This is a genomic window from Arcicella sp. GW458-12-2-14-TSB2 (genome assembly GCF_059423785.1).
Map to the genome: position 1 here is coordinate 1 of NZ_JBWKYN010000001.1, position 12,915 is coordinate 12,915.

At 35.5% G+C, this 12,915-nt stretch carries 11 protein-coding genes; 3 read left to right on the forward strand and 8 right to left on the reverse strand.

The annotated features are described in order from the left end of the window. Positions 1-129 precede the first annotated feature (129 nt). A complete protein-coding gene (locus AC07XN_RS00005) occupies positions 130-417 on the reverse strand; it encodes a hypothetical protein (RefSeq protein WP_494741568.1) in 288 nt (95 codons plus the stop codon). Positions 418-554: 137 nt separating this feature from the next. After that, positions 555-1,139 carry a riboflavin synthase gene (locus tag AC07XN_RS00010; protein ID WP_494741569.1) on the reverse strand — a complete coding sequence of 195 codons (585 nt, stop codon included), beginning with the start codon at positions 1,137-1,139 and terminating at the stop codon, positions 555-557. Positions 1,140-1,401: 262 nt separating this feature from the next. Between AC07XN_RS00010 and AC07XN_RS00015 the strand changes: the two genes are divergently transcribed. Beyond that, the gene (locus AC07XN_RS00015) at positions 1,402-2,022 is read left to right on the forward strand and encodes a DUF1684 domain-containing protein (RefSeq protein ID WP_309914645.1); all 621 of its coding nucleotides are present in this window, start codon (positions 1,402-1,404) and stop codon (positions 2,020-2,022) included. 313 nt (positions 2,023-2,335) lie between these two features. On the opposite strand, the gene AC07XN_RS00020 is transcribed toward AC07XN_RS00015, so the two are convergent. The 5 genes from AC07XN_RS00020 to AC07XN_RS00040 all read right to left on the reverse strand — a co-directional run bounded on the left by AC07XN_RS00020 (position 2,336) and on the right by AC07XN_RS00040 (position 7,642). Next, a complete protein-coding gene (locus tag AC07XN_RS00020; protein WP_309914642.1) occupies positions 2,336-3,205 on the reverse strand; it encodes a nuclear transport factor 2 family protein in 870 nt (289 codons plus the stop codon). Positions 3,206-3,289: 84 nt separating this feature from the next. Beyond that, a complete protein-coding gene (locus AC07XN_RS00025; protein WP_494741570.1) occupies positions 3,290-4,162 on the reverse strand; it encodes a helix-turn-helix domain-containing protein in 873 nt (290 codons plus the stop codon). Between the two features lie 67 nt (positions 4,163-4,229). Further along, entirely contained in the window at positions 4,230-4,691 is a 462-nt protein-coding gene (gene tnpA, locus AC07XN_RS00030; protein ID WP_494741571.1) for an IS200/IS605 family transposase, read from the reverse strand. 386 nt (positions 4,692-5,077) lie between these two features. After that, positions 5,078-6,889, reverse strand: coding sequence for an acyl-CoA dehydrogenase (locus tag AC07XN_RS00035; RefSeq protein ID WP_494741572.1), 1,812 nt, complete (start codon positions 6,887-6,889; stop codon positions 5,078-5,080). Between the two features lie 396 nt (positions 6,890-7,285). Continuing rightward, positions 7,286-7,642 carry a DoxX family protein gene (locus AC07XN_RS00040; protein ID WP_409014210.1) on the reverse strand — a complete coding sequence of 119 codons (357 nt, stop codon included), beginning with the start codon at positions 7,640-7,642 and terminating at the stop codon, positions 7,286-7,288. 163 nt (positions 7,643-7,805) lie between these two features. On the opposite strand from AC07XN_RS00040, the gene ubiE reads away from it, so the two are divergent. Next, the gene (gene ubiE, locus AC07XN_RS00045) at positions 7,806-8,528 is read left to right on the forward strand and encodes a bifunctional demethylmenaquinone methyltransferase/2-methoxy-6-polyprenyl-1,4-benzoquinol methylase UbiE (RefSeq protein WP_309914631.1); all 723 of its coding nucleotides are present in this window, start codon (positions 7,806-7,808) and stop codon (positions 8,526-8,528) included. Further along, complete coding sequence (porT, locus tag AC07XN_RS00050) at positions 8,477-9,229, forward strand: type IX secretion/gliding motility protein PorT/SprT (protein WP_494741573.1); 753 nt, start codon at positions 8,477-8,479, stop codon at positions 9,227-9,229. Before ubiE ends, porT begins: the two co-directional genes overlap by 52 nt. 151 nt (positions 9,230-9,380) lie before the next feature. Here the strand turns inward: porT and AC07XN_RS00055 are convergent, their stop codons facing one another. Continuing rightward, a complete protein-coding gene (locus AC07XN_RS00055; RefSeq protein WP_494741574.1) occupies positions 9,381-12,752 on the reverse strand; it encodes a VCBS repeat-containing protein in 3,372 nt (1,123 codons plus the stop codon). Positions 12,753-12,915 lie beyond the last annotated feature (163 nt).

Genomic DNA, 12,915 nt, shown 5'->3' on the forward strand with positions numbered 1-12,915 from the left:
CTATTATATATAAGAAAAGAATTTTTAATTCTTTCGTGAGGTATTTCTTCCTAAGAAGGATAATTATCAAAGGAAGAAATACAACCGAAGAAGACACATAAGTACTTAACCCTATCTTCATTTTAATGATTATTCAAAAGTAACTTTACAATCAGGAGGACAAGGAGGGCCATCTATGATACATGAGTTAGATACTATTTCACTCTCCTTGTTTACTCCACTAATTACTAAACTATGAACATTATTTTCATCATACGCATGTTCAATCTTTAGCCCTACAATGTCTGGATTCTCTTCAATTAACTTTTGTAGCACGGACACACTTAGGTGGTGTGCATGAACATCGTTTTTCTCTTGATAATTGGCAATTTGTTGTTTAATGTTTTCAGATTCTGGGTTGGTTAGTTTTCCCGCCATTTTTATAAATTATTTAAATAGTTAATCGTGGTGTAGCATAAGTTTCAAATGTACAAACTTACTCCTTCCACTACTATAAATATACGAAAAAAGGGGTAAAAATACAACAAAATAGGGTATAAATACGCTACGTTTCCTCAAATATTTATCATCTTTTTGATGTATTTTCCAACGATGTCAAACTCTAAATTTACCACATCCCCGACCTGTAAAGTATGGAAAATAGTATGCTCGTAAGTGTAAGGAATAATGGCTACTCTGAAGGTATTTATGCCTGAATTAAACACCGTTAGGCTAGTTCCATTGATACAAATAGAGCCTTTTTCTACCGTTACATTTTGACCATCATTACTATACTCAAAATCGTATAACCAAGAACCATTTTGTTCGATGATGTTGGTCACTATTCCTGTTTGATCTACGTGTCCTTGAACAATATGCCCATCAAAACGACCGTTCGCTGGCATGCATCTTTCAAGGTTCACTTTAGAGCCTACCTGTAAAGTTCCTAAATTGGTTTTCTTCAAGGTTTCGTCGATAGCTGTGACGGAATATTGCTCTTCTTCAATCGCTATTACTGTTAAGCACACGCCATTGTGTGAAAGACTTTGATCTATTTTTAATTCGTTTGTAAATGGACAAGTAAGGGTAAATGTAATGTTTGTTCCTTGGCTACTGAGTTCTTTTACTTCGCCAATGGCTTCGATAATTCCTGTGAACATTTTTGTATTGATAAATTGTGGAAAAGTTTTATTTTGGCTTTCGGATATCGGCTTTCTGTCTTCAGATGATGATTCTTTTTTGACACCTAGCTCAGCCACTAATATTTTATATTTACAACAAGTAATAATAATATGTATTAAATAACTAAAAATCGATGACCGAAAGCTGATAGCCGATAACTTCTATCGATTTCGCAAGTTAATTTACTAAATTTGCTTCTCTATCAAGAACAGGTATGTTCCTATTAAAATTCCTCAGAAAATGTTCAAAAATAAATTCTTCCTTGTTTTTACCAGTGTAATTCTAGTAGCTATCATTATTTATTCGTTTGTAGATTCACAAGAAAAACCTGCTGAACTTCCGAAAAGTGACGATAATTATGCAAAAACTATTCAGCAAATAAGACTTGAAAAAGACCAAGCTTTTAAAGAGGAAAAAGAGTCGCCTATTGAAAACAAAGCTCAATTTAAGGGATTACATTATTTTGAGGTAAATCCTGCTTATAAAGTGGTGGCAACAATGGATATGCTAACGAGCGGACAAAATATAAAAATCAACATGACGGGGGGCGAAACAGAAGAATATGAAGCCTTTGCCAATGTTAAATTTGAGATAGACGGGAAGAAATGTGCCTTGAAGCTATTTAAAACGCCAGAGGGAAACTTGTTTTTACCTTTTCGTGATTTGACTACCAATAAAGAAACTTATGGGGCTGGCAGATATATTGATTTGAAGATGGAAGATATTAAAGACAAAACGATTGAAATTGATTTCAACCTTTGTTATCAGCCTTATTGTGCTTATAATCCTACTTATACTTGCCCTGTGCCACCAGCAGAGAATTTTTTAAATGTGGTATTGAAGGCTGGGGAGAAGATGTAAATTCATATTAGTCGGTGAGTTAAGTCCTACTGATTACCCATATATCCATAAGTACTTGATAATCCTATTCTTATCCCTAGCGAGGGACTTAAGTCCCTCGCTAGGGATAAGAAATTCACGTAGCCAGGGTATGACAAGAGGCGACCAAAGCTCGGTTTGAAGGACGATTTAAACCTATTCAAACCAATTTTCTCAATAATCACCTCTTCATTTCAACTTTGTAAAAGATGTGGGTAATTGATAGGACTTAAGTCACCGACTAAAAAGAAGAAGGTTTTCACACAGTTAACTACCTACCTAAATTTATATCATCCTAAAACTTACCATTTCCATTCTTCCAATTTTCTTTGGTTGGAATAGCTTCGATAGTGTCCCAGTGTTCAGCGATTTTACCATTTTCTACCCTAAACAAATCATAGAATGAACTGTGTACTCCTGCCATTTGTCCCTCGCTTACTACTAATACAAAATTTCCTTCCCCTAATACTTTATGTATTTTATCATATTTAAAACCTATTTTGTTTTCAGCAAAATATTTCAGTGCATGCTGTAGCCCTTCTAGCTTATCCCCAATATGTGGATTGTGCTGAACGTAAGCTGTAGGATGAATATAATTTGGGATAATAGACACATCGCCATTTACCAAGAAATCATTTACAAACTTAGTAACCAATGCTTTGTTCTCAGCAGTTTTATTAATATCCTTGATAGCCGTTGCTCCATCAATCATGGTATGCCCATTCGCAGTTTTTGTAACTGTTTCCTGCAAATTATCCCAGTGTTCAACAATTTTCCCGTCTTCAAATCTGAAAATATCAAAACCTATTTTGGGTCCAAAGAAGTTATATTCTGTATGGGCAAATACAAAGTCACCATCCTGAAAAACTCTAACAGTATTTACTTTTGCCGAGTTTTTAGGCAATGCCGAAAGCAACGCACCAAAACCTGCTAGTCCGTCGGCAACACCGAGGTTATGCTGAATGTATTTGTTAGGATTGATGTATCCAACTGGTTCAGTAGCACCTGTTTCAATGGATTTGAGTAATGCTACTACTTTCTTTTTGTTGTCTGGAGTTTCCATCTTTTTGTTGTTATCTGTGTTAAAAACTACGTTGTTGGTTGGGGTAAAAGCAGATAAGCCTAATCCTAGTATTACTGCTGTACTTAATATCGTTTTTTTCATTTTTGCTTAATGTTTAATTACGATACAAAGTTGCGGTAATCAGGAAAAACAAGAAAGGTAGGAATGTTCCTTTGAATGATACTTTTAGTCCAAATTGATTTTCTCTCTAAATTCAACGGGCGTAGAAAAAGCATGCTTTTTGAAGTACTTGATAAAGTTGGTAGGCTCTTCAAAGCCTAAATTAAAGCCAATTTCTTTTACATTTTGGCTAGTATGTGCTAAAAGACGCTTCGCTTCTAGCATAACTCTATCATCAATGAGCTCCTTTGGGGTCTTGGCCAATACCTTAGTAGTTGCTTGATTCAAACGTTTTTCAGTGATAGAAATCTGCCTAGCATAATAGCTTACTTGCTTTTGCTTGCGATAATGTTCCTCTAAATAGTCTTTAAATAGCATTACATATTCAAGGTCTGCTCCTTTTTTAATTTCAACAAAATTTTGCTTTCGTCTTACTCGTTCACCTAGCAAAAGGAAATTATGAAGTAAGTTTTGCAGAACATCTGCCTGATAATTATCCTTGTTGTTTTGTAATTCCTCCGCCATCAAACCCAATAAATCTGCAAATAGCTTTACTTGTCCAGATACATGAACTTGTGATACCGAAAACAAATCGTTGAACAAAATACTGTTTTTTAGAAACTTAGTATCGGCATCTGTTTTACAGAAAAAACTATCAGTAAACAGAATAGCTTTTGCTTCAAATGGAGTTTTATTGTCAAATCGTTGAACAGTATCTTTATTCAGAAATAGTAAAGTATCAGGCACAATTTTTACAGGTTTGAAATCGACAATATGGGTGGGGCTACCTTCTTGAAACCAAATAATATTATAAAAGCCTATTCTATGTGTAGTAGCAAGTGTTTCTGGTATTTCCTTACAAAGTTCGGCTATATCAACAATTTCAAATTCCTGTGGAAGGCCGTCTTTAAAACTATATTTTTTGATTTCTGGAGTCATGATTGACTGTTTGATGATTTGGAAAGCAAAACTACCTTTTTCTATTGATGTAGTTTTCAGAAATTTATTAGTCAAGCCAGTCGAACAGATATTTATCCTCAAATTCAACTTCAAATTTTTTCAAAAAATTGTAATACTCTTCTTTAAATGTTTGTTTTTTATGGTGCGCATCTTGATTGAGAATGTAATCATGTACCGCAGAAACGTGTGAATGAGAATATGTAAATGCTCCATATCCTTCTTGCCATGAGAATTTGCCTCTTACTAATCTACGTTCATTAATATAGTTGGAGGAATTGTTTTTTATATCACGAACCAAGTCAGAGATTGCCATTGAAGGTTTTAAGCCAACAAAAATATGGATATGATCGGGCATGCCATTGACGATGATTGGCTTTTGATTTTTGCCTTTGATGATTCCAGCAATATATTTATACAAATCATTTTTCCAAGTTTTATCAATCAAATTCTCTCTACCCTTTACTGCAAAAACAATTTGAATATACATTTGTGAGAACGTGCCAGCCATATTTTTATTTAGGCTTGAATCATGTTTGATTAGATTGAATTTAATAAATTATTAAATATAGTAAAATCCCGAAGGGATGACAGGATTATAGAAAAAATTAAAAAAATATATATTAAACCCCGAAGGGGTGACATATATATGTCGATGCGAATCCTGTCACCCCTTCGGGGTTTGAATGTAGACATTTCTTCATTGTTTCTATAATCCTAACACCCCTTCGGGGTTTGGATGTTGATATCTCTTTCTTTTTCTATAATCTTGTCATCTCTTCGGGATTGGGACGTCTTTTTTTTAAATATCTCTTAAACCTCTTTATAATTCTACAAAAAAATCCCCACTTAAAAAGCAGGGATATGAGTTTGTTTTGATGTATGTGTAATTTGATATTATTGAAAAACTTGTTGCTTTTCTGAATCGACAGTCAATAATGTTGGATCTGTCAAACGAGTAGCTAGGGTTAATGTTTTTATTAGTTCATAATGATAGAAGAATTTCATCGTATGAATTTTAGATTCATAAAATGCCAATTCACTCCCTTCGTGATTTTGCGTAATTAATGCCTTTTTAGCTACGATACCTTGTTTGAGCCATACCCATGCTACGCTGACGATGCCAAAGAACTCCATGTAAAGGTTTGCATCAGCCAAGAATACTTCGTTATCTCCTTTGGCAGCGTTGCTTAATAGATACATCGTTACTTTTTGTAAACGCCCTAATTCTTTTTCTAGCTTTTCGGCATAGGGTTTTAGGTCATCATAAGTATTTGCTTGCTGAATAGTTTGCGTTATTTCATTAAAAAGCAACTGCGGGGCTTTGCCATTGTTCATCGTAATACCTCTACCCAAAAGATTCAAGGAATGAATCCCCGTAGTTCCTTCGTAGATAGACATAATCCTCACATCACGCGCCATTTGTTCTAAAGGAAAATCTTCGGTGTAGCCATAACCTCCAAATACTTGTAACCCTTCATTTACTGCTTTGATGCCCATTTCGGCGGGATAGGTTTTCGCTACGGTAGTCATCAAATCGAGCATTAACTGATAAGGTTTGGCCTCTTCCGAGGTTTTCCCCAAGGCATGAATCATATCTTGCCAATGGTAACATTCTAATAGCAGTCCCAAAGAGCCTTCAACAACGGCTTTTTGAAACAATAGCATACGTTTTACGTCTGGATGGTTAATGATGTACGTCTGTTCTTCTTCTAAATTTTTATTATTCAATTTTCGTCCTTGTGGTCGTTCTTTGGCATATTCTAATGAAGCATAATAGGCAGCAGAAGCGATGTAAGTCCCTCCCATACCTACGCCCAAACGGGCTTCGTTCATCAACTGAAACATATAGTTCAGCCCTTTGTTAGCATCCCCTACTAAATATCCTATGGTATTGTCTTTATCCCCAAAGGTTAAGTGCATAGCGGGCGTAGCTTTTTGCCCCATTTTATGATAGATTCCTGTAGAAATCACATCGTTATCAACTGTGAAGCTACCGTTTTCCTCTCTGAATTTTGGCACTACAAACAATGAAATGCCTTTTGTGCCAAGGGGTGCACCTTCTATTCGAGCAAGTACAAGGTGAATAATGTTATCGGCAATATCATGGTCGCCAGCAGAGATAAATACTTTTTGTCCTTTGATTTTAAAAGTACCATCGCTTTGTGGTTTGGCAGTAGTAATCACATCTGATAATGAGCTACCAGCCTGAGGTTCTGTCAAGCACATAGAGCCTGTCCATTCCCCTGTAATCATTCTTGAAGCAAACTTTTCTTTTAATTCAGCCGACCCAAAAGTAAAAATCAAATTAGCCGAACCTGCCGTCAGTCCTGTAAACATGACGAAAGCGTTGTTGGCGGCACCCCGAATCATTTCGGTTGCGGCTTCAACCATGGTAGGCAATTGTTGTCCACCATTTTCATAAGAGAAAGTCGCTCCTATCATGCCAGCATCGCCCATGGCTTTTACATAGTCTTTTACGGCAGGATGTACTTTTACTTGTCCATTTACTAATTGAGGCTGATTTCTATCGGCATCACTGTAGGCATTTCGCAGGATTTTCTCAGCAATTTCTTCAGAAGTATCCAAAACCATATCGAACATATCGGGGGTATAGTCTTGAAAGAAAGGATATTTAGTAAGTTCTGCTATTTGCAGTACTTCTTTTAACATAAAATCAAGGTTCCGACGAGAATATTGCTGAGTCATGGCTAATGGTTTGGCTTGTTATTATGCTTGCATACAATAAAATGTAAAAATAATAATATTAAAATTATTATGCAAGCATACTGTTTTAATTTAAGACATAAAAAAAGTTGCCTGTCTTACGAGGCAACTCTAAAAAGTTAAACGGATTTATCGGTTTAAATTTCTTATTGCTGAGCAATCATTGATGATTACTTGGTGGGTTTGCTATAATAAAATGGAGTTATTCTATAAATATACTTATCGAGTCGATGAAGTAATATCACTTAAATATAAGTTTTTTTATTTTTATAACCAAATGGAATTCAATGATTTAATTGTGATAGTCGTTCTTTAGAAATATTATTCTTTTAGCGTTAATACTCCTCTTCTGTATTCCTCAAAACAAGTAATATTAACTCACCCTTTGGTGTATAAATAAGCCCACCAAATCAAAAAGAACTGTAAGGGAAGACGAAGCCAAAGAAGCCATTCAGCGATTTTTGAAAATTTCCCCGAAGTCAGCATATACACATTGGCAGGGAAAATAGCGATTAACAGTAATATAATACCCCAAGCTGCCCAAGGACGAGTAACTGGAGAAAGTAATCCTAAACCCAACACAATTTCGGCAATACCACTCATCATCACCATCAATCCATGTGCAGGAATGTATGGTGGCATAATGGCTAAATACATTTTGGGTTTGATAAAATGATTGATGCCTGCAAGGGTATAAAGAACGGACATCACATAAAGGCCTATTTGCTGTATCATCTGGTTTTTGTTTTAGTAATAATACTCATTATTCCGACAAGGTTTGTGATATCTTAGAAACAATATTTTCAAACAAGATGTTATTTCGGGATAGTATGGTAATTTTGTAAAATTATTAAGATAGAATCAATCCGACGGACAAGGTTGTCCGCATAGCAACATAATGAGCGTAGTTCCTTACAAAGAGCAAAGTGCAAGCAAAAAAGAGCAGGTAGCTCAGATGTTTGATAATGTTTCACCCAAATATGATTTCTTAAATCATTTGTTGAGCGGTGGTATTGATATTTTATGGCGTAAAAAAGCCATCAAATTATTGAAAAAATCAGCCCCTAAAACTATTTTGGATATTGCCACAGGGACGGGCGATTTTGCCATTGAAGCATTGGCATTAAAACCTGAAAAAATTGTGGGTGTAGATATTTCAGAAGGGATGCTAAGTGTAGGGCGTGAAAAAATCAAGAAACTTGGCGTCGATAATATCATAGCGTTACAAAAAGGTGATTCTGAAAGATTAAACTTCGAGGACAATACTTTTGATGCCGTTATCGTTAGTTTTGGTGTGCGTAATTTCGAGAATCTTGAAAAAGGTCTTACAGATATGTGTCGTGTTATGAAAAAAGATGGCACTTGTATTGTCCTTGAATTTTCGAAGCCATCTGCTTTTCCATTTAAACAGCTATATAATTTTTACTTTAAATATATCTTGCCCGTAGTTGGTAAAATCATTTCAAAAGATACCTCTGCTTATACATATCTGCATGATTCAGTACAAGCATTTCCAGATGGAAACGATTTTATTCAAGTATTCCAACGTGCAGGTTTTAACAGAACCCAATGCTTACCACTCACTTTCGGAATAAGTACTATTTATATCGGCAGAAAGTAATACTTTTTGTAGTAATTGCCTGTGTAGCTACGTTGAACACTATCAACAAAGCACAGGCACAACGTTATGACTACAAACGTATTTATGATGAATTTTACGATGATAAAGCCGTACACTTTGGCTTTTTATTTGGTTTTGGTTCATCCCGATTCAATATATCGCATAGCGCAAATTTTAAGGCCCCAGGTGATAGTGCTATAACGATTGTTTCGCCTGGCAATTTTTCTTTTCAAGTGGGTGGATTAGTGAACCTTAAATTGAATGACCGATTTGATTTAAAATCGGGGATTAATATTGCGTTGTATGGTCGTCAGTTGAATTATCGTTTTACCAATTCTCCTGATTTTCCACCTGAATTACGAGAATCAACTTGGCTGGAAGTGCCAATTTTATTGAAATATAAATCGATGCGGAGGGGGAACTCTAGGATGTATGTAGATGCTGGGGTAAAAATTGGGATGGAGACCAACGTCAGGAAAAACGCTAATTCAACCAGAAAACTGGATACAAGAACAGCAGACCTTTCGCTAGAATATGGTATTGGCTTCGAACAGTTTTTTAAGTACTTTAAATTTACACCTGAACTCAGGTTCTCACATGGATTAACCAATCTGTTTATTCCACCAAGTGTGAATAACTATGCAAGAGACATCCAAGGATTGAATGCACATAGTGTTACTTTGTATTTGATGTTTGAGTAATGTTTAGTTGTGAGTTAGTGAATTGTGAATGAGTGATTTTTAAAAAATATCAATCACACATAAATCAAAGAACCCGAAAATTGTCATTATACAATTTTCGGGTTCTTTGATTTTATTGCAATTCACTAATTCACAACTCACTCATTCACAATTAAAATCTAATCGCCATCATCTTTTCATTATTTCTTGACACTAAAAATAGCCTTTCTTTGCCTACCTTAATACTTCTGATGCGTTTTACTTGTCCTTTTATTTGGATGCCGTTCAGTTGTTCAGCCTCAAATTTACAATTGCCTTTGTTAATCAAAACCGTTCCATAATCGGCATCACATCTACCCATCTGGATATTACAATCATAGAAATTCCCTAGCATCAATACATCTGGTAGTTTATCCCCATTGGCATCAATAATTTGCGCTGCATAAAAAGGGGCATATTGTGCTTTGGCTGGAAGCGACTGTAAACTAAAATTTCCTTTACCATCATTTACCAAAACTGCATTATCGAAATAATTAGCTTCAAAAACCTTAGCGGAGGCTAGTTCACTTTGTCCTACAATATCTGCAATGCTAGCTTTAGCAAAATCTTTGGCTAAAAGAAATTTCTTTTTGGTAAACGGAAATTGCTTCTGAGTTTCAGCCTTGTTGGCAAACATTACTTCTGTCCCTCCGAGGTAATAACTCAATACTTGGTCGGTCGTGCCATTTTTATCAAAATCACTCACATACATTCTTATAGGCTCATCAACACTTGCCTTTAATCGACTGTTACGTCCGAGATTGCCTGCCAGAATATCCAAATCTCCATCATTATCAAAATCAAAAGGCATCACAAAATTCCACCACCCTTTTTCAGTAGTCAGCATTTTCTTGACAAATTTTCCTTGTTGGTTTTCCATCTCACAGATTCCGTCCCATTCCAAGGCTAATAGTAAATCTGGGTCACCATCCTTGTCTAAATCTTGTACCACTGCATTTTTCACCAAGCCTATGGTTTTTAAACCTTTGGCATACTTGTCTGTTACATCTGTAAACTTTCCTGTGCCATCATTTTGCAAAAGATATGACTCAGGAATTTTGCCATACGAAAATGGTACCGACCTTGCCCCTATAAACAAATCTATTTTTCCATCTTTGTTAAAATCAAGCGGAGTAACTACTGAAGCCGACAGGGCAATATCTTTATTAAAAGCATCTTCTTTTACTGATAAATTACCTTTGCCATCGTTCAGATAGATTCGTGGAAACAAGAAATTAGATTTAGCATCAAACTCATTTCCACCTTCGGCCACTACCAAGTCTGGGTGAGTATCGTTGTTTACGTCTGTCCAAATGGCATCTACCTCTTCATAAACACTATCTTTTAGGAAGGCTTGCTGAATACTTTCTCTGAATTTCCCATTAGTATTTTGTAGGAATAAATGAGGTAATGAATTTCTAGCAGAACCTATAAATATATCCTCTAAACCATCATGATTAATATCTGCTACGGCTAAAGCAGGGCCTTCTGCCGACATTTTATGAGGAATCAGTGCTTCACGTTCAAATTCATTAAACTCGTTTTCTTGATGTTTTACATCCAAATTTAGGTCATGGGCTATATCGGAAAACGTAGAGGTTTGAGATGATTTACGTTTAAAATGTTCGTAATCAAATACTGGCAGATTTTTCCGATAAGTAATCGATAAAGAATCCTTTTCAGAATTAAGGTTAATTTTCTGATAGGTTCTATCTGGCCAAATCAGATACGTAGAATCTATATCAGCTTTGTTTCCTAACCCGATATTCAACGGGATTTCCATGCTCGCTTGGAAAGCCCTAACTGGAAATTTCTCGTAAGCTATGGTCTCACCTCCTTTTTTGAAAACTAATACTTTTGCTCCGATAGCATTCAGGTTTTTCTCCGAACCTTTCAAGTACACACGTACATGAGCATTATTTGGTGCATATTCATTGGCTTTGTTTTCATAAATAAAAGCCTTCTGATTGATATTATTGGTGACAATATCCAAGTCGCCATCATTATCTAAATCTGCATATAATGCTCCGTTTGAATAGGAATTTTGATTATTGCCAATCATGGCCTCGGCATCACGATATTCTAAGGATTTATTATTGATAAAAAACTTGTTCGGAATTTTGATTTCGGGTAATTTATCGGTCAACAAAATATCGTTTTCATCCAACGTTTTTGATTCCATCTTCCGTTGAATTTCTTCATTTGAAATAAAGTTGATATAATCAATATCATTCATCCGCTTAGGAATACCATTGGAAACAAATAAATCTTTTTGTCCATCGTTATCAAAATCAACGAACAAAGGCGACCATGACCAGTCGGTAGCATAGACACCTGAAAATAATCCTATTTCTGAGAATGTGCCATTACCATTGTTTACCTGCAAATTGTTTTTAGAAAACTGATAGTTATAGCCATAACTCAGTTTGTAACGAAAGGTATTATAAGAATCCTCTCCCTCCGACCGCTTCAAAATCTCACGGTCATACGGAAGCATATCTAACGAAATAATATCTGAGTAATGATCATTGTTAATATCAGCCAAATCAACCCCCATTGAAAACTGACTGGTGTGCATCATCGAGCTTTCGATGCTTTCCAGAAAAGTACCATTCTTCTGATTGATGTATAAATAATCATTTTCATGAAAATCGTTGCCGACATACATATCTGGATAACCATCAAAATTGACATCGCCCAAGCCAATACCCAAGCCATAGCCGAGGGCATCTCTTTTTACACCTACTTTTTCGGCTACTTCTACAAATTTACCATCGTCATTTCTAAAGAATTTATCACCTGCCAAAGGATGATAAGTACCTTGAAAAGACTTTCTAACACCAAAAGTGCCATTTTGATGGACAGAATGATTGAGTTGGAACATATCTAAATCGCCATCCAAATCATAATCAAAGAAGGCTGCTTGTGTGCCAAAACCTACTAAATCTAAGCCATATTCTTTCGCTTTTTCTTCATAAACAGGAATGCCTTCTTTAGTGATTTCTTTACAAACAAACAGCAAATTATGCCCCTGTAAGCTCTCGAACCCTCCTACCTGACTTACATAAATATCCAGTTTACCATCTTGATTAATATCTACGACAGATACTCCATTCGACCATCCTTTATCTCCTTTAAAATTTGCTTTTTCAGTAATGTCTTCAAACTTCATTCCTCCTCTATTCAGGTAGATTTTATTGTCTTTCAAATTGGCGGTAAAACATAAATCTACCAATCCGTCATTGTTAAAATCTCCTGCTCCTACGCCTCCGCCATTATAGAAATACATATAGGTAAATATGTTGAGGTCTTTAGTAGGCGTAAGATCATTTGAAAAATCTATTCCTGTTTTTTCAGCTTCCAATAATTCAAAAGCATAAGGCTCCTTTTTGGTGCAGGAAGAGACGATGGTTAGGAGGAATAGGAATGCGATTAATTTAATCCGTAATGGCGATGCTAAAAATGAAATGATATTTTTATAAAATAGCTTTTTTAATAATGTCATTTCGCCAGTCTTTATCACTAGCGAGGGACTTAAGTCCCTCGCTAGTGATAAGAATTTGAACTTAACACCTCTACTCTCCGAAGAAGAAAGACTACAGTTATGGTTCTTTATTAGCTTCGATAGAAATGCAAAAAAATATATGTGTGTATTATTACGGTTAATC